The organism is Fodinibius saliphilus (assembly GCF_005869845.1).
Classification (GTDB): Bacteria; Bacteroidota; Rhodothermia; order Balneolales; family Balneolaceae; genus Fodinibius; species Fodinibius saliphilus.
The window spans coordinates 1,002,372-1,022,576 of the sequence record NZ_VAWF01000001.1 but is presented as its reverse complement, the minus strand read 5'-3'; the positions used below and the strand labels follow the sequence as shown (position 1 = coordinate 1,022,576).

Genomic DNA, 20,205 nt, shown 5'->3' with positions numbered 1-20,205 from the left:
GTTAAAGAATATTAGAGGAATGGAGAAATTTAATGCCATAGTTATCGATAAAAATATATTGGTACGGCGTGCAATTGCGAATGTTTTACGTAAAGAATATGGTGCTAACGTTTACACGATTAAAGATTTTACCAATTGTAAAAAAGTGATTGAGGAACAAAATCCGCATATCGTATTTTTAGACATAGAGCATCCTAATGATGATGCTTTAAAGCAACTGGAAAAACTGAAGAATTTATTTCCTCAGGTGACATTTGTTGTATTAGGGTCACTTTCAAAAGAAGGTGGAGAAGCTGTGCTTAAGGGGCTGGAAAAGGGGGCTGCAGATTTTGTTACAAAACCTCAGAATAATATTACCCGCTTATTATGTGGTGATCATCTTGAAAAAAGATTACCGCCTATTATTAAAGAGACTGCAAAAGAAAACTTTGAGTTAAAAACGGCTAAAAGCATTTCAAAAGATAAAGAATCCGATTATCGTAATTCAGTATCAAGAAGTACCATTAAGCTGATTGTTATTGGTAGTAGTATTGGGGGAGTAAAAGCGTTACGAATACTATTCAAACAATTTACTTCAAATCTAAATGTACCTATTGTCGTTGTTCAGCATATGCCCAAAGTTTATAGTAGGGTACTGGCAGATGAATTGAATATGATTTCAGAATTGGTAGTAGAAGAAGCTGATAATAATATACCATTGAATCCACCTAAAGTATGGATAGCAAAGGGAGGATACCATTGTGAAGTACAACAATTAGGAGCAAACTTTTATCTAAATACACATAGGGGATTAAGAGAAAATAATGTACGTCCATCTATTGATGTATTGTTCAGGTCGGCAGCCAGACTTTTTGGTTCTGAGGTTTTAGGAGTATTATTAAGCGGATACGGTACCGATGGAGTATTTGGAGCACAAGCTATAAAAAAGGCAGGAGGCCATATCTTTGTGCAAGAACCAGCTTGTGCTTTTGCTGATACACTGCCCAAGTCTGTTATCGAGTCTGGACTGGCAGATAAAAGCTATTCGATTGATATTCTCGGAAAGGAGATTGAAAATTATATTTCAGATCAGCAAAGAAAGGCATTTGAAAATTTATCAGTTTCGGTAGATATGTGAGCGAAATCGGGAAATTATAACACATGTATATGAATAGGTCTGCTGATTTAACGACACTGGAAAAGGTATGGAAGATGGGTTCCGGTGCCGTTATGAAAACCTTGCAGACAACCCCGGAAGGCCTTGATAAAAATGAAGTTAATAAACGCCTGAATCAGTTTGGACCAAATAAACTTAGAGAGAGTAAGAAAAAAAGTATTTGGCAGATACTGTATAACCAAGTAAAAAGTCTCATTATACTGCTACTTGCTGCTGCCGCATTTGCTGCATTTCTCTATGGGGATACCTTGGAAGGTTGGGCAATTATCATCGTTATTGTTATTAATACTGCTATAGGTTTTTTTACTGAGTTTAGGGCAGTACGATCGATGGAGGCCCTGCATAAATTAGGTACTGTTGAAACGAAGGTGCGACGAGGGGGGACGGTTGTAAATATTGACGCCCATGACTTAGTGCCCGGTGATATAATGCTTTTTGAGGGGGGAGATATGATTACTGCTGATGTTCGGCTGACGGAGGCATCTAAGTTACAGGCCGACGAATCGGCTCTGACAGGTGAAAGCTTGCCAGTATCAAAAATGACTGAGCCTGTAGACGAAAAAACAGTGTTAGCTGAGCGTAGCTCAATGTTGTATAAAGGCACTGCAATAACCCGTGGCGCAGGAGAAGGAGTTGTAGTAGCAACTGGACAGAATACAGAGTTAGGAAACATTTCATCATTAGTAGAAACAGCAGAAGAAGAGCGAACACCACTCGAAGATCGACTCAACCAGCTTGCCTTTAGACTTATAGTATTGACGATATTTTTAGTTGTATTGATCGCAGTAATGGGCGTCATTTCCGGGAGAGAGCTGCTGCTGATGGTACAAACTGCTATAGCTCTTGCTGTTGCTGCTATTCCTGAAGGCCTCCCGATCGTTGCTACCATTGCTCTTGCAAAAGGGATGCGTATTATGGCTCATAACAATGCTTTGGTAAACCGATTATCTTCAGTAGAAACATTGGGGGCAACTGCTACAATTTTCACGGATAAAACTGGCACGCTTACTGAAAATAAAATGAGTGTAGCCAAAGTGTTTACCGAAACTATGAAGGTAAGTTCTGAACAAGAGTTTAGAGATAGTAATAATGAAATAAATATTGATATTAGGTTATTATTGGAAATCGGTGTGCTCTGCAATAATGCCACTATTGATGTGGGAAGGGAAGAGGAAACTGGTGACCCTTTGGAGGTGGCTTTACTTGAAGCAGCTCATAAGGCAGGTATAGACAGAGAAAAGCTGGCAACCGAATATCCCGAAAAAAGAGAAGAGGCCTTCGATGCTGAAGTTAAAATGATGGCAACCTGGAATGCCACGACAGAACATACCTATCGAATTTCAGTTAAGGGGGCCCCGGATACAGTATTGGATCATTGCATAAAAAAAGTAGAGCAGGGTAAGGAGTCATCTATATCGGAGGCAGATAAAGAAAAATGGAAGAGACAGAATCAGGAATTAGCTGCGGATGGATTACGAGTCATTGCTTTAGCATATAGAGAAAGTAAAACTGTTGAGGGCAATCCATATGAAAATCTTGTGTTTGTAGGATTGGCCGCTTTGCTAGATCCTCCCAGAAATGATGTGAAAGAAGCAATAAAGATTTCAAAGAGGGCTGGTATTCGTGTGGTAATGGTTACCGGAGATCAACCGGAGACTGCCCGTTATATAGCACAATCAGTAGGTATAACAGGTGAAGAAGGACGAGTAATTCATGGGCATGAACTATCCGAAAATGGAATGTATAATGATAGTACTCTTCTAAATACCAATATTTTTGCTCGAATAAGTCCAGCTCAAAAGTTAGACCTAATCGATCTGTTTCAGAGTAAAGGTGAGGTTGTTGCCATGACAGGAGACGGTGTTAATGATGCTCCTGCCCTAAAAAAAGCGGATATTGGCATCGCCATGGGGAAGCGCGGTACTCAGGTAGCTCAAGAGGCCTCAGATATGGTTTTACTTGATGATGCTTTTTCTACTATTGTTACTGCTATTAAACAGGGCCGCATCATTTTTCGTAATATACGTCGCTTTGTCTATTACCTGCTTTCCTGTAATGTCAGTGAAATAATGGTCGTTGGATTAGCCTCTTTTGTAGGAGCTCCGCTGCCGGTATTGCCACTGCAGATCTTATTTCTAAATTTAGTTACAGATGTTTTTCCGGCGCTGGCTCTTGGTGTAGGAGAGGGAGATGATAACATTATGCAAAAATCCCCACGTAAATCTGGTGAACCGATTCTGGAAAAACATCATTGGCTGGGAATTGGGGGATATGGAATATTAATAACGGTAGCGGTATTATCTTCGTTATTTATCAGTTTATCTTGGCTAAAGTTGTCGCAAGTTGAATCCGTAACGATAAGCTTTTTAACACTAGCTTTTGCTCAACTTTGGCATGTATTTAATATGCGCAACACGCAAACTACATTGTTGCATAATTCTGTTATTGAAAATTATTGGGTATGGGGAGCAATTGTTTTGTGTATCGCTCTGATTTTAGGGGCCTTGTATACCCCTCCCATAGCTTTAGTCATGAAGTTATCACCGCCTAATTGGAATGGCTGGATAGTGGTTTCCATCTTGAGTTTATTTCCACTTACTGTAGGGCAAATGGTAAAAGTGTGGAAAAGAAGCCATATAAAATGAATATGAGTTTATATATTATATCCTTGAGGCAGTTCCCATTATTGATTAGATATTGAATTCAACCATCTGCTGAACCGTAGATCGAAAATATTATGAAAGGATCATTGAACCTGGGTCGTGCATTCGGTATTAAAATTCGAGTACACTGGACCTTTCTTTTGCTGATACTGTGGATCGTTGTTCTCGAATTAACAAAGGGCAGTAGCACTGATGTTATTTTATGGAGTATCTTCTTTATACTGGTTTTATTCGCATGTGTAGTACTTCATGAACTGGGCCACGCATTAACGGCGCGAAGGTTTAATATCCCAACGCAACAAATTACCTTGTTACCAATAGGAGGGTTAGCCAGTTTGGAAAAAATGCCGGAAGATCCCAAAGAAGAGTTTTTAGTTGCTATTGCCGGTCCGGCGGTAAATGTCGTGATTGCTTTTCTTTTGTATCTGATTTTGCCAGTAGAGCAATTTCTTGTGGAAGACCCGGAGGTGGCAGAAGAGGTGCTGAGTACCATTAATGGATCCAACTTCTTGTTTTATCTTTTTTCAGCAAATGTGCTGCTGGTATTATTTAATATGATACCGGCTTTCCCTATGGATGGCGGTCGTGTTTTCAGGGCCCTGCTTTCGCTGAAATTTAATCGTGTGCAAGCTACACAGATGGCTGCTAAATTGGGTCAGCTGGTTGCCTTCTTTTTCTTGTTCATCGGGCTATTTTATAATCCTATTCTAATTCTTATCGCGATATTTGTCTACTTCGGGGCACAGGGCGAAAGCGTGATGGTACAGCAGCTTTCAATCCTCAAAAACCATAAGGTTGAAGAGGCAATGATGACAAATATAACAACACTACAGCCGGAGGATAGTTTGGATGAAGTAGTAAATATTATCCTAACAGGTACTGAGCGTGATTTCATTGTCACAAAAAGTGGAGAGGTGACAGGTATTCTACATCAAGCTGATCTTATACAAGCTTTTAAAACCAATAGAAGCAATACTAAAGTAAAAGATATAATGGATGAAAATTTCAAAACGATACAGAGCAGTGATCATTTGACAAATATTTATCCCATGATACAATCAAAAAGCAGGGCATTTTTCCCGGTTATGAAGGGGGATAAGTTGGTGGGAGCTATAGATCGGGAAAACGTTAACGAATTTATGGTTTTCAGTGGGTTAAACAGACACCGAATGCTGAGAGGTAATACCAACGTATAAGTTTTTGTAATCCTTTCATTGAGTTGTTCGTACAGGATTGTTTATTAGTAAGCTAATAATTTTTCCAGGGTCTCTTTGAGTCGCGAATCAGCCAAGTAGTGCTTTTCCAGTTTCGGACTAAAAGGAACCGGCATATCAAGAGAAGAGCACCGCATAATAGGGGCGTCAAGGGCTTTAAAACACTGTTCACTAATCAGGGAAGAAAGTTCGCTCATCGGGCCCATCGTTTTAGAGGGCTCTTGAAGAAGCAATACTTTATTCGTTTTTTCCACTGATTTTTTGACCGTATCAAAGTCGAGCGGGGCCAGTGTTCGAAGATCCACTATCTCTATTTTGACTCCATCGTCTTCATATTGTTCAGCAATATCCCGGGCCCAGTGCACGCCCATACCGTAGGTAATAACAGAAGCGTCAGTACCCTCACGTTTAATCTTTGCTTTTCCAAGTTCTTCGGGAGTACAAAAGTCGGGGGTAACAGAGCGGATGCTTCGATACAGTTTTTTATGTTCGAAAACCAATACCGGGTTGGGATCGTAAAGGGCACTGTAAAGCAGGTTTTGAGCATCTTCGACCGAAGAGGGCACCACAATTTTGAGCCCGGGGTGCTGCATGAACCAGCCTTCCGGAGATTGTGAGTGGAATGGTCCTGCCCCTACACCGGCGCCATGCGGTGCGCGAATGGTAATATTAATTGGAGGCATCCACCGATATTGTGATTTGGCAATATTATTCACGATCTGGTTAAAACCACAGGAGATAAAATCGGCAAACTGCATCTCTACCACCGGTTTAAAACCTTCCAATGCCAATCCAACAGCACAGCCCAAGGCGCCCGCTTCAATAATAGGAGTGTTTCGCACGCGCTCTTTACCAAACTGCTCAACGAAGCCTTCGGTCACCTTGAAAACACCGCCGTATTCGGCAATATCTTGTCCCATGATGACAAACTCATCATCCTCTTCAAAAGCTTCTCGCAACGAAAACTGAATAGCATCGACCATCCGCTTTTCAGACTCGCTGCCGTTTGTGTTCTGTTTTTGGGGTAGTTCTACAGCTGTGAATAAGCGGTTTCTTTCCTCCTGAAGGTCAAAAGTCGGTTCTTCGGCGTTAAGGGCTTTTTCCAGTTCCGGTAAGAAGATTTGATCTACTTCTTCTTGGATGGCTTCAAATTCATCATCTCCAGAAATAATATTCTGTTTTTTTAACCATTTCGCCATTCGATCGATGGGATCTTTCTCCCCCCAATTTTCAAACTTCTCATCAGGGACATAAAAGGTGCCAGAAGCCTCTTCATGTCCACGCATACGAAAGGTTTTGGCTTCAATAAGAGTAGGAGCCCCATTTAATGCTGCTTCTTTTGCTTCAGTAACGGCTTCAACTACAGCAAAGATATCGTTACCATCTACCTGCATTCCCTTTAGCCCATAGCCCCGCGCACGATCTACCAGGTCGTCACAGGCATACTGTTCATTGGTAGGGGTGGAAAGTCCGTAACCATTATTTTCGATCATAAAAATAACCGGTAGCTCCCATACGGCTGCCAGGTTTAAGGCCTCATGAAATTCTCCTTCGCTGGTAGCGCCATCACCACAAAAGCTGCAGGCTACAAATCCGCTATCGCGCAATTGAGAGGCCAATCCCAGCCCGTCGGCTACAGGCATGGTAGCAGCAAGGTGCGATATCATCCCTACAATACGCTTTTCAGGGATTCCAAAGTGAAAAGAGCGATCATGCCCCTGGGTAAAACCATCGGTTTTGCCCAGCCATTGGCAAAAGAGACGATATAGATCTACTTCGCGGGTGGTAAATAAACCCAGATTGCGATGCATGGGTAATAAATAATCATCATCAGCAAGGGCGGTTACCGTTCCGACAGAGATTGCTTCCTGTCCCATACCGGAGAACCATTTGCTGATTTTATTCTGTCTCAGCAGTTTGAGCATCCGTTCCTCAATACGTCGGGGCAAAAGCAAGTTTTTGTAGTATTCGAGTGCTTGCTGATCAGTTATTTTTTTTTGTGGCTGAATCATTAATTATTACTGAAAATTCTGTAATTTATCCGTTCTAAAACGTGAGCCAAACTTGCAGCAGTTATACAATAATTGCAACCCTTTATTCGGTGTTTTTCGTTTACGAAAAGATCCGAAATGTCGGGTTCAAATCATCACTGTTTAAATATAGTGTAACGGTTTTTCTTCATTATTGACAGTAGGCGAATAGATACAAATAGCAAAAATAGTAAGGGTGATGTGAACATCGTTGCTATTGCGAATGTGCGAGAAAGGCTTACAATCACTCATGTTAATTAGTTTTGAAATGGATGGATGCTCTTGGTCGCCATATTTTGGTTGAACTTTATAACTGTGAAACGGATAAAATAAATGACACCTCTTTTATTGAATCTAACATGATTGCGGCAACGCGTGCATCGGGGGCGACGATTGTATCTCATGATTTTCATAAATTTAGTCCCCATGGGGTAAGCGGGGTGGTTGTAATTGCAGAATCTCATGTTTCAATTCATAGCTGGCCGGAATATGACTATGCTGCTATCGATATTTTTACTTGTGGGGATACGATTGATCCTATGGTTATAAGAGATATACTTAAAAAAGAGTTTGGGGCCGAAACCATATCCAGCAGAGAGATAAAACGGGGCTTGGTTAAACCCCAGGCGGGTGAGAAGTTGTTGCATAAACCTCAGCAAGAAATGATGGAGGAATAGATAATAGGTATGTCAAAATTAGCACCAAATGCTACAGTTAAGAACAAAATGATGGTGAAAACACCGAATATCTATTGCCTGGTAAAAGGGGCATCAGAAGGACGCACAAAATTGAATGCGTTTGATAATGCCTTGCTGAATGCCGGGGTGGGAGATACCAACCTTATGAGAATGAGCAGTATTTTACCCCCCAAAGCGGCTCAACGCCCTGTTGATGATATTGATCTGCCGGCCGGGGGATTGATTCCATTGGCGTATGCCCATATTGATTCGGCAACACCGGGGCGGTATATCTCCTCAGCTGTTGCTGTGGGTATTCCTGAGGATGAAACCCAGCCTGGTGTAATTATGGAGTATGAGGATCACGGTCGCTTAGAAAATGTAGAAGAAATTGTAAAACAAATGGTTATTGATGCTTTTGATTATCGTAATCGGGTATTGAAGGAGATTAAATCGATCGGCATTGAACACCAAGTTCAAAACTGTGGCGCCACTTTTGCGGGCGTTGTTCTTTGGTACGAATGATGATTTTAGATGCGTGACACGAATCCAGTAACCTAAATATTGCATCCTAGATAACATGTCTTCGACGTTTAATGAATTTTATGAGAAAAAAACCGGACTTACTGTTGGAATAGAGGAGGTACTGTTTTCTAAGGAAACGGCGTATCAAATGGTGGAAATCCTGGAAACCGATAGCTGGGGTCGTATGATGACTATTGACGGGATGGTGATGCTCTCAGAGAAGGATGAGTTTGTTTACCATGAGATGCTTACGCATGTAGGGCTGTTGGCTCACCCTAATCCTCAAAGAGTACTTATTATTGGGGGAGGTGATGGCGGTACGGCCCGTGAGGTGCTACGACATCCTAACGTGCAAATAGTCGATATGGTAGAGATTGATGAAGTGGTTGTAGGCGCGTCGAAGGAGTTTTTGTCGGGTATCGGCGATTGGGATAATCCTAAGCTGAATATCATTATAGATGACGGTATCGAATATGTGAATAATATCGATGATTCCTATGATGTTATAATTATTGATGGCTCTGATCCTACTGGTCCGGCTGCCGGGCTGTTTGAAACTTCGTTTATCAAGGCCTGTTATGATGGATTATCAGAAGATGGCATCTTGACTGCGCAGACTGAAAGCCCTTGGGTTGAAAGCTACCAACCCAGCATTAAAAAGATATTTGCTGCCCTCGATGAGATTTATGAAGTATCAGAAATGTACCTTGCTCATATTCCCTTGTACCCTGCAGGGATGTGGTCATTTTCATTTGCAAGCAAGGGTAGGGATCCACTTGCTGATGAGGTTTTAAACCGAGTAGAAGATGGGATGTCTTATTTAGGAAACGAATTGCAATACTATAATCCTGAAATTCACCGGGGTTGTTTTGCATTGCCTGGATTTGTGAAAGAGATTATAGAATAGCTAGTGGCTTTGGGAGGGATTGTCCACTCCAAAAATCTTTGCCAAGCTTGTACCCCCCCCTCCCACAGATCCACTAATTTTTCAAGAACCCTAGAAAAAGCAGTGTCACTGCGAGGGATTCCGATGACCTTTCGGAAGACCGCGACAGTCTCCCTTTCTGAGTCCGCGTATAAGCTAGAGGGTATCCGTCACAAATCAACCAATCGTTAAAAAAAGATTGTCGCGTCGTTCCAATACTCTATGGGACTCCTCGTAGAGCAATGAAAAGTTCTCCTTGCGGCTTCAACGATGATAGAGCTAACAATGAGAATCGAAGGAGGTGCAGGAGGATAACCTTTTTCCTTCATTCTAGTGCTATGTTTGGGAATGGATTGCCTATCTTCGGCATGTTCATATTTTGTCATTAAATCCCGATAGAGTTCGGACCAACAAACTGTGAAGATAAAAAGAAAGGCTCTTTTATTTTATCTCAATCCGGTGCTTTGCGCCGGACGGCAGAACCTATTTGCAATTTCACTAAGCTTCAGATATTCTGTTTGAGTATTGAACAGTAGCTAATACCCGATTTATTGTCTACCGCTAAAAACCGAATTGCTTACTTATACGTTTTGTTGGGGGCCGCACTATGGGGCATCATCGGTATCTTTATTGATGCCCTCTCGGCTGCAGGCTTCACTGCTCTCCAAATTGTTACACTTCGGGTTGTGAGTGCTGCTGTAATGCTGGTTCTTTTTCTAGCAGTTAGGGATTGGAAGCTACTGATCATTGATATTAAAGATTCATTCAGCTTTATCGGGACCGGAATCTTCAGTATCGTGTTTTTTAACTGGTGCTATTTTACAGCTATTGAAGAAGTTTCTCTCTCTGTTGCGGTAATTCTGTTATATACCGGTCCTGCATTTGTAGCCATATTGTCTCGTATCTTTTTCAAAGAACCACTAACCCGGCGTAAGGTTGGGGCACTACTCTTGACGCTGGTTGGTTGTACGTTGGTCATTAAATTGATACCGGTTGGAGATCAACAGTTCTCGTGGTATGGTATTCTTGTAGGGTTGGGCTCCGGCTTTGGCTATGCGTTGTACAGCATATTCGGTAAGCATGCCCTAAAAAAATACCGTTCACTTACCGTCATCACCTATACATTCGTGTTTGCTTCGGTTGTCCTGCTACCAATTAGTGGCATTACTATAGAAGCCAGTCAACTTGCCTCTACACAAGTTTGGCTGCATATACTGGGACTAGGATTTTTCCCTACAGCACTGGCGTATATGCTTTATACCGTGGGGTTATCGATGGTAGAGAGCAGCCGTGCTTCTATAACAGCTACTATCGAGCCGGTTGTGGCTACCTTACTGGGTGTTTATGCTTTTAACGAAATACTGAGCTTCTATCAGTTGGTGGGTATTGTATTGGTGCTTTCTGCCGTTGTATTGATACAGTTTAAGCGAAAAACAGTTGCTGCTCGATAAAAACTGTTTTATGTTCTTTTAAATGTTAACAGAGGGCTTAGATATGGATACAAAAAAATCAAAATGGGCATTGGGAAGCGTCATAGTAGGATCGCTGGCAGTATTAGTTATGTTAGGGGCAGGATATGGATATCAGTGGGAGCTATGGGGTTTAAGTATAGCCTTTACCTGGCTGTTGCCCGGCAGTGCTATATTGGGACTAATCGGTTTTTCACTGGCAGTGGTTTTTGGTTTTTCTCGGCTTAAGAAACCCGAACTGGAAGGAAAGGTAGTAGCATTGCTGGGATTAGTTCTGAGTATTGCGGTATTGGGAAGCATCGGCTACTGGTTTAATGAAGCACAAAAATATCCGTCCATTCACGATATTACTACAGATATTGAGAATCCCCCGACTTTTGATGCAATTGTGGCTTTGCGAGCTGATGCCCCTAATGATACTACCTATGGAGACCAAGAAAAAGCCCAAACGCAGCGTAATGCTTACCCCGAACTGGAAACACTCTACCTGGAGGTTAGTTACTCCGAAGCCTTTGATCGTGCTCTTGAGGCTGCCCGCCAGATGCCTTGGGAAAAGATCGTGACCGCAGATAAAGAAACCGGCCTGATAGAGGCGGTGGATAAACTGGCTTGGTTCGGCTTTAAAGATGATGTGGTAATACGTGTCGATACCGCTGAAACGGCAGGGAAAAGTAAAATCGACGTTCGTTCTGTATCGCGCATTGGGCGAGGAGATATCGGTGTTAACGCCCACCGCATCAGGCAATATTTAGAAAAAATAAAGTGAGTGTAGATTAAAAAGTCTTGTAAATTTAATAGGGAGGGATTATGAATTTCATTTTGAAAGAGGAAAGTAGAATACTGTTAATAGCGGTATTGTTTGGAATGGTGTGGACCATTGGTTGTACGTCGGTTAAAGAAAAAAACAATATCCTTGTTCTCAAAGGTGCTACCCTGTATAATGGAACAGGGAGTAATGCCGTTGAAAATAGTATAATTGTTATTAAGAATGACCAGATTGATTGTGTGGGAAGTGATGAAGATTGCAATCCTCCACAGGATGCTACCGTCAAAGATATAAGCGGTAAATATATTACGCCGGGACTTATTGATGCCCACGTTCATTTTTTTCAGACTGGTTTTTTTGACAGCCGTCCCGATGCCATGGACCTGCGCGATACCTATCCAATGGGCGAAGTGATAGCCTACCAGCAACAACATCCCCAAAGATATTACGATGCCTATGTTTGTTCTGGCATTACCGGGGTATATGATGTGGGCGGGATGAGTTGGTCAGTGCCTATGCAAATAAGCGCCGAGAAGAATCCACAGGCGCCTCATGTGGCTGCTGCAGGCCCGCTTATAACTCCGGTTTCCGGAGCTCCTTTTGATTTGCCTTCCGATAAAGTATTGGTTCCTTTAAATTCTAAAGAGTCTGGTATTCAAACGGTGCAGTATCTTTCGGCACTGGGAGCTACAGGCATCAAATTCTGGCAATTGGATGCCGATAACGAAGATTATATGGAGCGCGTGGAAGCGGCGGCACAGGAGATTGAAAAGCAGGGAAATAAGATGATTGCCCATGCCACTACATTGAAGCAGGCCAAAGCCGCACTGCAAAATGGTACTAAACTGCTGGTGCACAGTGTACAAGATCGAGAGATAGATCAAGAATTTATTGATTTGGCTAAAAGGGAGGGTACCCTATATAATCCAACTCTTATTGTAGGATCGGGATATATGCTGGCTTATCGTGCAGCGGCAGGAATTGCTCCTTTGACAGTTGAAGATCCCAATGGTTGTATAGATCCTAAAACGAATAAGCTGTTGGCTACTGCGTCACAATTCAGCGATCATCCAACATTTACTAAGGGTTTTAAGGAGCGTTTAAAATCCTTTGATCCCGATTCAGACCGGGTGAGTAGCACCAACATGAAAAACCTGAAGAAGGTCTATCAGGCCGGTATTCCTATAGTGGTGGGTACCGATGCCGGTAATCCGGGGACGCTGCATGGCATCTCTATCTATGAGGAAATGGAATGGATGCAGGAAGCGGGTATACCGCCGCATGACCTCATTGTGATGGCAACAAAGAATGGAGCCATGGCTATGGAGCGGCTGGATGATTTTGGCACCCTGGAGCAAGACAAGTTAGCAAATCTCATTATCTTGGAAGAAGATCCAGCAGTCGACATTTCTAATATGCGCTCTATCTCCCATACCATGATCAAGGGGGAAATGAAAAAAGTAGGAGGGTATTGATATTTAACGATCTAAACTACGTATCTTTAGGAAGAAGTTCTGTACCGAACGGAGGTTAGCCACAACTAAACTGGACACCAAAAGAAACGATATATCGTAAGTATCTTGATTGAATGGTATTATGGTGTATCTTAATCTAGGTGAGATGTAGGCACTATTGAGGAATCGGGTAGGAGGGAATGATTTCATCAATGGCATATTACATAAAAGAAGATCTGTAATGCACAACCATGGGAGCTAGCTACTTTCTAGTGGAGTTGAAGTAGCAATATTTTGGAGGCATTACAGATCCGGTTATCAAAGGTTGAGGTTATTTATAATTCATCATGAACTGTTACTTCAAACTTGTCTTCATAGCCCGAATAGTTTGAGTTTGAAGAAATAATAAGACTGACAATATCCATACGTCCATAGGTATTGGTAACGTATTTTTCGAAGGCATAATCGAGCATTGTCCAACCGAAAGTTTTCGGCCTATTCGCTGCAGTATGTTTTCCAAAGTAATTAAGCAAGTCCCCCATAATGTAAACGCCAATAACTCCATACCATGTGGCACTGGCAAAGTTCAATACTACTTCACCTTTCTTTTTCTTTGCAAATGCTTCTGTTACCAAATTTAATTTGGTGCTTTCGGCCCCAAAAATTGGTAATCCCTTGTATTTATCCTGTACATATACCTTATAAGATCTGTTTGAATAGCTTTTAGCATAAGCTCCACTGGTGGCATCGGGCCAACGAACAGGGGCTCCGAACCGAAGCTGATCATTTATACGATTGTATAAAAAGATCTTGCCCCTTATATCGCCCAATTGGGGCAATATTTTAGAGGTCGCTGTTGGATACGATGAAAGTAATTTCTCCAGAGCTTTTAAAACATTACTTTGATCTCCATCGTGGCCAGCCCAGTCATCGATTTTTAGTGACATGATAACCGTCTCACTTCCATTATTGTTTAAGAAGTTTTTGCATTCATCAAGCAGGGTAGGAAAAGATTGGTATTCATTGACCCCGGTACTGCTTCCTATATCCCCGTGACAGGTTATGAATTTATATTTCCCGTCCTTCTTGTTGACTTTCAGTCTTACATCCAACACACGAATTCCGCCGTTCAGCTGATCTGTTATAGACATATTGTGGCAGGCATATGGTGTATGGACAGTCGTATTTATTGCGGCCGAATCATGAGTGCCCGGTAGGTTGATTTCTGCTATGGATTTGGAGTCAGAGATACCGGCCAGCCAATTGTTTTTGCCGGTGGGAGTATCATAGATATCCACAATAGCATACTTCATAAACACTTTGGTGTGACCACCTACCAGTTTCATGACGATCTCATTATCGCCGGCTTTTAACATATCCGCAGGTACCGACCACACCATATCATAAAAGTGGTCAATATGTGGGTCAAAACTGCTAACAAGCAGTTCCCCGTTTACGGTTATATCTATCGGGCAGTTAGATTTCCCATGAACGGTGGCACTACAGAGTTGAAATATTAGGTTAACGCCCTGTTTTTTGGGCAGTTCAAGGTTAAACTTAAAAAATCCGTTTACATAATTAATAGACCAGCAATCATATTGACTATTGTAATCACATCCCTGGTAAAGAGGCAGGGAATAGTTAGTTGTTTTCGAAGGATTCGGAACAGTAAAATCTATCGTTTGTTTACTTTTTGTATTAACTGTTTGTAACATGATGAATATAATTTTTTCCTACTCGTTTGGCTTTTCAGTTGCGCCCCGTTTTTTTGATGTGGTTTCTGGTCTCCACAAATTGTTTCATGAAAAAACGTAGTGTTATTTCTGATTTTGGTGGACCTTTTCTTTTAATGAGCTGCCTTCTGGCTCTTTATTCCAATTGCCCGGACCGTATAAAGTATTTACCAGTTTACCCATTAATTTGGTGTTCTGAGGATTGAAAAAATTGTAAATCATAATTCCTTCATATCCATTTTTCTTTAGCCATTTAACATCCTGTACAGGGTTTCTGGAGGGGCGATTGGCAACAAAGCCTAAAGACAACTTGTGTTTGACCATTCCCAACTTCACATATTTAGGTAATCGATATTCAGGGCTTATTCCATAGCTCATCTCCCAGCCGTAGGTAAGGGTATCAGCCAGCGTCTTACCCTTATATTTAGGCTTAAAGTATTCGGTATCCCGAAATAACGCTTTTGAAATAATTTTATCAGGCATCAATTCTTTCATCTTAGTGGTAACAGTCACCAATGAATTAGGGATTCGCAGGTTAGGATTACTGTATTCATCGTCGATATCAATACCGTCGAGCCCATACTTGTCGACGACTTCTGTTTTAAGATATGTGGCAAAATCTGCTGCTGCTGATTCTGTTTTAAAGTTTGACCAGCCGCCTTTGTGATGGCCTCCCAGAATAGTGAGTAGTACCGTAATTCCTTTCTTCTGAAGCTTTTGAACAGATCCATTCGAAAGAATTTCCATTATATTGGCGTTAAAGGGGTTCTTGGCGCTAGGGTCGTTATGTGCTTTTAGGTAGGGGCGTTTATTAAGGACTAAGTTACCCGCAAAAATACACACTACATCTATGGCAGGGCTGCCATTATCGAGAAGGTAGCATGCCGATTCGAGAAACTGCTCGGAACTATTTGGCGAAACGTAAGCGATAGACATTCCCTCTTTTTGGTAGCTGTCACATTGTGGAGCATCGCCATACCACGGTTCACCGCTAAAGAAAATAGCATCTCCCTTGTTGAAAGGACCATGATTTTCATACACAGGGCCTTCAAGAATCAGGTTATCTCTGCAATAGAAAAAAAATGATATCTCTGGGTTTTGTAGTGCTATTCGTTTTGCTTTTGGAGGTGGGCAATCAGGCTCTTTTTTAATAAAGTTTTTCCAATTGGCTTTTTTATACTGAGCTACATCTGATTTTTTTGTCCAACCCATAATATATACTCTCTATTGTGCCTTAAAGGCGTTAAAAAAAGCTCTCTGCTTTAGTGCCTTGTTGTTAGGCAAGGCAAGTCATTTGTACTTGCAGAATATATTGTCTGCACAAAAAAATGGATAAATCTTCCACTAGATACAAGAGAGCATAATTTTGAAAAGAATAAATAGAATAGATTGCCTAAAACACTACCCGTTTATGCAGTTGTTATAACAGTATCTCCTTTCTTTATAAATATTGCAGAAAAGTTTCGTTAGTGAGGTTATAGATGAATTTTCTGATCACCAATAATTACAATACGTGGTGATTGCAGAGATCTTGAGATCAGATAGTCTTTGAAGCAGCAAAAATGTATTTAAAAAAGAAGAATAGTACTATGCAGGCAAAAACGCATGGAAATATTTACAAAAACAGTTAAATCATAGTGAAATATCCTCTATTCGATTAGGGGGTAACCCATTTTAGTGCGCTATCAATTTTTTTGAACCCTTTGAACTGCCAACTAGAGTTAAGATTACGCGAAATTTCAATATATCTTTCAAGTTTTGAAATTATCGGTTTGTCAGTAGCCACGTATGCAACCTTTAGATCCTCAATTACATAGCTGGCACCAATATCGTATGCGGCTGTTTCTTTGATATTGTTTTCAGCCCACTCTACACTGTCTACTTCTCTGGCATCAATGATTTGATAATTGGTTCTGTCACTACGCTCGTCGGTATAGAATTCATTATTTGCCTCGGAAATTTCTGCTGCCGTAACATCACCATAAAATACCCATATAATACCCCGACTTTGCTAGTTAGTTTGATATGGCATAAATATATCTCCTCCTTTTTTAGTACAATTTGATGCTTTTTAGGGCTTATACCGTTTTAGAAAAGCCCTTAACCGATACCCGTCATGTGATATTTATTTAAAACACAATATACTAACGGTCTCTTCTGAGTGCAAATGTTGTACTATTACAGCTAAATAAAGAAAATTAACCCTTGATTTCTATATACAGAGAGACGAAAAGTTCTTAATGTTCAAGCCAGTCGGTAAATTTTGATCGAGACCAAGGATTATCCATCCAAGAGGTATCGGGTAGGGGAAGTTCAGATGCCTCCTTTACAGTCAGCCAACCCGAAGGCAGGGGATAGGAAGATTTGGTACCTCGCCGGGTAATCCAGCTGATCTGTCCATTCTTTTCACTAGCTTCAGCTACATCTAGTGTAAGGCGACAATCTTGTGCAACATAGTCCAGTACTGTTTTATATTCTCCATCTTTCCAGAGTTGTGGGGCTACTGAACCATCCACATCTGCCGGTTTACTGATGCCAATAGCCTTTGCAGCTGCGTTAAGTCCTATAGGGAACCCCTTGCCACAGAAGAAATGGTACATCATATCCACGTGGTTGCGAGCTAAGTTCCGACAGCTTTTCCATTGCCCTGATTCCTCGCCAAGGATATCAAAATCAAAGCCAAGTCCGTTATGAGTAACAATCGTATACCCCTCGTCCACCTTTGCTTCCAAGTGTTTGATGAAAGCAAACAGATCTTGGGGAGACATTTTTGGAGCGTGGGATCTATTAGAAGATGATGAAAAAAATACTTCGGGCTGATCTTCATCAGCACACCAAGTAGCGGCACAGCTTATCCCCAGTGGACGGTGAGCATGAAGATCATCAAAGTCTTCGGGAAGTATTTTTGCTGTTTCAATATCAAATGCGAGGTATTTTCGACTCATAACTATATTACGTTGTAATATCTTCTGAATTCAAATTTCAAGATGGAGACAGGACGTATCTTAATTATTTATAGCATACTGTTTGTAGCTTTTGGAAGCAATAAGTAATGATCCGTTATTACTTGTTGATCTTGTACCAATAAAAAAATCTATCCTATTTAACAAGTACTCTGAGCTAGTTGGTATGCCAGGTAGTCATGCGGATTTTCCAGTCTCCACTTTCTTGCTTTTGTCATACCGCAATCCATGTGCCAGTGGCACGAGAGGTATCCTTGGATTCAGGATTGATAAATATCTCATCAAAGGTATTATAGGAAACCACCTGTTCTTTGCCGACTATAACTTCAGGTTTGCCGTAACTGAGGAGGTCAAAGTTGTCATCCTGAATACGTTGTTCCCATTTTTCCCTAAATGATTTGTTACCCATGACTGGTTTACCATCGGTTCCTATTCGGATAACATCATTTCGGTAATAGTCCACAAATGCTATATCTTCATTTTTATATTTAGTATAAAAATCTCCAATAACTTGTGTAATCTCTTTTTTGATCGTTTCGGAGCTGGGTTGTTGAACTGGAGTGCAGGAGATGAAGAATAGTGTTATACAAAGTACAACTAAAAATGTTTTTGAAGTCATAGGTAAATAGCATAGGGTTATTTTTAATACTATTATATATTGAATAACCGGCCCATTTCATAATATAGTTAGTGCTTACCTATTTTATTTCAATGTAAAATCGCACTAAATTGGTGCCAGTGATTTGACAAATCGATTTGTCTCTTCTAACATTAATTCGGCCTTTGTTCGGTGTGGAGTATGTTTGGCACCAGGAATAACCAGTTTTCTTGACCTTCCGTTGGTTTTATCAACGATGCCCCGAACTTGTTTAAGACTGCCATATTCATCATTGCTACCCTGGATAACAAGAGATGGACAAGTAACAGAGGGTAGGTGTTTTTCGATATTCCACTCCCTGAAATCTTCTGAAGTCCAGGTGCCTGCCCATGCCCAAAACATCTGTTCCGTTTTATCACCATGATACTTCGCAAGTTTTGACTTTAGATCAGTTGTTTCATACATCTTTATTGCCTCTCTTATTCCTTCAATGGTGATATCTTCCACAAAAATATGGGCTCCCTCTGTTATAATCCCCCTGATATTCTTGGGATACTTTGCTGCGGCAATCAATGCAATAGAGCCACCGTCGCTGTGGCCAAAAAGGATGGCATCATTTACCTCCCAATACCGCAACAGCTTATGAAGAATATCTGCTTCTAGTTCCATGTAATCCTTATCACGGTTGGAATAGGAGAAGGGAGGCGATTGCCCATACCCCTGCCGATCATATATGATCAGGTTGCATTTTGTCTGTTTGGCTAGCTTTTCCGGAAAATCACGCCACAATTCAATACAACCAAGGGAGTCATGTAAAAATACCAGGGTAGGGCGTCCCGGGTACTTCATGATCTTTTTTACAGCAACTTCATCAAGTGAAAAGTTAAGCTTTTTCTGCATGTTAATATTAGAGTTTCAGAAAATAATAATGACTTTTACAAAGTATATTCAGATTATCGTGAATGAGTAAATAAAGAAGGGAAAAAGAAAATGCTAGTGAGAAAGGCAGTTTTTTCAAATTAGATCCGGTTGCTAATCATTTGCATACTGTTTTTCTGCACCCCCATGAGAATATTCAAAATAGCTGGGGGTATATGTGTAATCATCGACCGTCTGGAACTACCGGTCAAATATTTCTGAGCTTGAGGTAAATGGTTTAAGCCTGTGCTCCTTGGTTAACTGCAAAGCCTCATATCCTTAAGAGGTACGCATCACGATAGGACTTAAACTGGTAGAAGAACATCGATTTAAGGCTAAAGGTATGACATTGCTGGTAGAAACCATTAAAATAGATTTGACTTCCGAAATGTTAGCTACTTACGATCATTTTTAAAATGATGGTCTAATTTCAACTTGAAACAATTATAAGGCAGTATAGTATTTTGAATCCCTTAATTCGGTCACATCCAAATTCAAAATACCATACTATTATTATTAAGTTGAGTATCAGGGCAATTGGAAGTTCAAACTATTTACCCAGAATACGTTTTTTTAATTTTTTTCCATTCCAATCAAAGCGTTGTGACATCTTTTTGCCATCGCGCTTAAAATATACCGTATATGTTTTTTTATCTTCTCTGAAGTTTCGCATCACTTCCTTATCGCCGGTTATAGTCCAGCCAGCAAATGCTTCATCTTTTGCAATCTTATCTCTGATTGCTTTCGGGAGTGGAATTTTTTTGCCAATAGTTTTTGAATATAGGAGTTTCCCATTTTTATTATAAACAGCATGTACTCTGTAATTATTCCCCTTACCTTTTACAATATACCGGTTGATATTTGTAAGCTGAGGAGCCCATTCTTGGGTTTCTTCACTGTCGAGGTACCATTTGGTTTTATTGATATTCCAACCAGGAAAATCACTTTGGATGGCTACAACTACTTGCTTTGGTATTTGATTCATAGCAATCTCTTTTTGTTGGGCTTTCAAAGTATCGGTCAACCCTATAAAAAGTACCGCAGTCAAAATCACAGATAAAAATTTACCAGCTTTCATTTTTAAACACCCTTTATTTATTTTTTGTTACAAATA

16 protein-coding genes are annotated in these 20,205 nt (G+C 40.9%); 9 read left to right on the top strand and 7 right to left on the bottom strand.

Going from position 1 to position 20,205, the window contains the following annotated elements; translation table 11 throughout:
- The first annotated feature begins 19 nt into the window (after positions 1–19).
- The 3 genes from FCN14_RS04230 (at position 20) to FCN14_RS04220 (ending at position 5,015) form a co-directional block, all read left to right on the top strand.
- On the top strand, positions 20–1,117 hold the full coding sequence (locus FCN14_RS04230; RefSeq protein WP_138429834.1) for a chemotaxis protein CheB: 1,098 nt from the start codon (positions 20–22) through the stop codon (positions 1,115–1,117).
- A 29-nt stretch (positions 1,118–1,146) separates the two neighbouring features.
- Complete coding sequence (locus tag FCN14_RS04225) at positions 1,147–3,801, top strand: cation-translocating P-type ATPase (protein ID WP_212747563.1); 2,655 nt, start codon at positions 1,147–1,149, stop codon at positions 3,799–3,801.
- 92 nt (positions 3,802–3,893) lie between these two features.
- Positions 3,894–5,015 carry a site-2 protease family protein gene (locus FCN14_RS04220; RefSeq protein ID WP_138429833.1) on the top strand — a complete coding sequence of 374 codons (1,122 nt, stop codon included), beginning with the start codon at positions 3,894–3,896 and terminating at the stop codon, positions 5,013–5,015.
- Positions 5,016–5,059: 44 nt separating this feature from the next.
- Here FCN14_RS04220 and FCN14_RS04215 read toward each other — a convergent pair whose 3' ends face one another.
- Entirely contained in the window at positions 5,060–7,045 is a 1,986-nt protein-coding gene (locus tag FCN14_RS04215; protein WP_138429832.1) for an alpha-ketoacid dehydrogenase subunit alpha/beta, read from the bottom strand.
- A gap of 290 nt (positions 7,046–7,335) precedes the next feature.
- On the opposite strand from FCN14_RS04215, the gene speD reads away from it, so the two are divergent.
- From speD to FCN14_RS04185, 6 genes are all read left to right on the top strand, one after another.
- Positions 7,336–7,740 (top strand): adenosylmethionine decarboxylase, encoded by a 405-nt coding sequence (gene speD / locus FCN14_RS04210; protein ID WP_138429831.1) that lies wholly within the window; start codon positions 7,336–7,338, stop codon positions 7,738–7,740.
- A gap of 9 nt (positions 7,741–7,749) precedes the next feature.
- A complete protein-coding gene (locus tag FCN14_RS04205) occupies positions 7,750–8,265 on the top strand; it encodes a pyruvoyl-dependent arginine decarboxylase (RefSeq protein WP_212747562.1) in 516 nt (171 codons plus the stop codon).
- Positions 8,266–8,320: 55 nt separating this feature from the next.
- Positions 8,321–9,172, top strand: a complete 852-nt coding sequence (gene speE / locus FCN14_RS04200; RefSeq protein WP_138429830.1) for a polyamine aminopropyltransferase — start codon at positions 8,321–8,323, stop codon at positions 9,170–9,172.
- 569 nt (positions 9,173–9,741) lie between these two features.
- Positions 9,742–10,641 (top strand): DMT family transporter, encoded by a 900-nt coding sequence (locus tag FCN14_RS04195; RefSeq protein WP_138429829.1) that lies wholly within the window; start codon positions 9,742–9,744, stop codon positions 10,639–10,641.
- A 43-nt stretch (positions 10,642–10,684) separates the two neighbouring features.
- A complete protein-coding gene (locus FCN14_RS04190; RefSeq protein ID WP_171032800.1) occupies positions 10,685–11,425 on the top strand; it encodes a DUF1499 domain-containing protein in 741 nt (246 codons plus the stop codon).
- A gap of 41 nt (positions 11,426–11,466) precedes the next feature.
- Complete coding sequence (locus FCN14_RS04185) at positions 11,467–12,900, top strand: amidohydrolase family protein (protein ID WP_138429827.1); 1,434 nt, start codon at positions 11,467–11,469, stop codon at positions 12,898–12,900.
- Positions 12,901–13,214: 314 nt separating this feature from the next.
- Here FCN14_RS04185 and FCN14_RS04180 read toward each other — a convergent pair whose 3' ends face one another.
- From FCN14_RS04180 to FCN14_RS04155, 6 genes are all read right to left on the bottom strand, one after another.
- Complete coding sequence (locus FCN14_RS04180; protein ID WP_138429826.1) at positions 13,215–14,594, bottom strand: phosphatidylinositol-specific phospholipase C domain-containing protein; 1,380 nt, start codon at positions 14,592–14,594, stop codon at positions 13,215–13,217.
- Positions 14,595–14,696: 102 nt separating this feature from the next.
- The gene (locus FCN14_RS04175) at positions 14,697–15,824 is read right to left on the bottom strand and encodes an EndoS/ChiA family endoglycosidase (RefSeq protein WP_138429825.1); all 1,128 of its coding nucleotides are present in this window, start codon (positions 15,822–15,824) and stop codon (positions 14,697–14,699) included.
- Between the two features lie 1,025 nt (positions 15,825–16,849).
- The gene (locus FCN14_RS04170; protein ID WP_138429824.1) at positions 16,850–17,557 is read right to left on the bottom strand and encodes a ribonuclease H-like domain-containing protein; all 708 of its coding nucleotides are present in this window, start codon (positions 17,555–17,557) and stop codon (positions 16,850–16,852) included.
- A gap of 232 nt (positions 17,558–17,789) precedes the next feature.
- Positions 17,790–18,194 (bottom strand): Cif family virulence factor, encoded by a 405-nt coding sequence (locus tag FCN14_RS04165; RefSeq protein ID WP_138429823.1) that lies wholly within the window; start codon positions 18,192–18,194, stop codon positions 17,790–17,792.
- A gap of 105 nt (positions 18,195–18,299) precedes the next feature.
- On the bottom strand, positions 18,300–19,073 hold the full coding sequence (locus FCN14_RS04160; protein ID WP_138429822.1) for an alpha/beta fold hydrolase: 774 nt from the start codon (positions 19,071–19,073) through the stop codon (positions 18,300–18,302).
- A gap of 568 nt (positions 19,074–19,641) precedes the next feature.
- Positions 19,642–20,169 (bottom strand): hypothetical protein, encoded by a 528-nt coding sequence (locus tag FCN14_RS04155; protein ID WP_138429821.1) that lies wholly within the window; start codon positions 20,167–20,169, stop codon positions 19,642–19,644.
- Positions 20,170–20,205 lie beyond the last annotated feature (36 nt).

Coding starts and splice junctions, on each gene's coding strand:
- FCN14_RS04230 (WP_138429834.1), top strand. CDS start 20: ATGGAGAAATTTAATGCCATAGTTATCGATAAAAATATATTGGTACGG.
- FCN14_RS04225 (WP_212747563.1), top strand. CDS start 1,147: ATGAATAGGTCTGCTGATTTAACGACACTGGAAAAGGTATGGAAGATG.
- FCN14_RS04220 (WP_138429833.1), top strand. CDS start 3,894: ATGAAAGGATCATTGAACCTGGGTCGTGCATTCGGTATTAAAATTCGA.
- FCN14_RS04215 (WP_138429832.1), bottom strand. CDS start 7,045: ATGATTCAGCCACAAAAAAAAATAACTGATCAGCAAGCACTCGAATAC.
- speD (WP_138429831.1), top strand. CDS start 7,336: ATGGATGCTCTTGGTCGCCATATTTTGGTTGAACTTTATAACTGTGAA.
- FCN14_RS04205 (WP_212747562.1), top strand. CDS start 7,750: ATGTCAAAATTAGCACCAAATGCTACAGTTAAGAACAAAATGATGGTG.
- speE (WP_138429830.1), top strand. CDS start 8,321: ATGTCTTCGACGTTTAATGAATTTTATGAGAAAAAAACCGGACTTACT.
- FCN14_RS04190 (WP_171032800.1), top strand. CDS start 10,685: ATGGATACAAAAAAATCAAAATGGGCATTGGGAAGCGTCATAGTAGGA.
- FCN14_RS04185 (WP_138429827.1), top strand. CDS start 11,467: ATGAATTTCATTTTGAAAGAGGAAAGTAGAATACTGTTAATAGCGGTA.
- FCN14_RS04180 (WP_138429826.1), bottom strand. CDS start 14,594: ATGTTACAAACAGTTAATACAAAAAGTAAACAAACGATAGATTTTACT.
- FCN14_RS04175 (WP_138429825.1), bottom strand. CDS start 15,824: ATGGGTTGGACAAAAAAATCAGATGTAGCTCAGTATAAAAAAGCCAAT.
- FCN14_RS04170 (WP_138429824.1), bottom strand. CDS start 17,557: ATGAGTCGAAAATACCTCGCATTTGATATTGAAACAGCAAAAATACTT.
- FCN14_RS04165 (WP_138429823.1), bottom strand. CDS start 18,194: ATGACTTCAAAAACATTTTTAGTTGTACTTTGTATAACACTATTCTTC.
- FCN14_RS04160 (WP_138429822.1), bottom strand. CDS start 19,073: ATGCAGAAAAAGCTTAACTTTTCACTTGATGAAGTTGCTGTAAAAAAG.
- FCN14_RS04155 (WP_138429821.1), bottom strand. CDS start 20,169: ATGAAAGCTGGTAAATTTTTATCTGTGATTTTGACTGCGGTACTTTTT.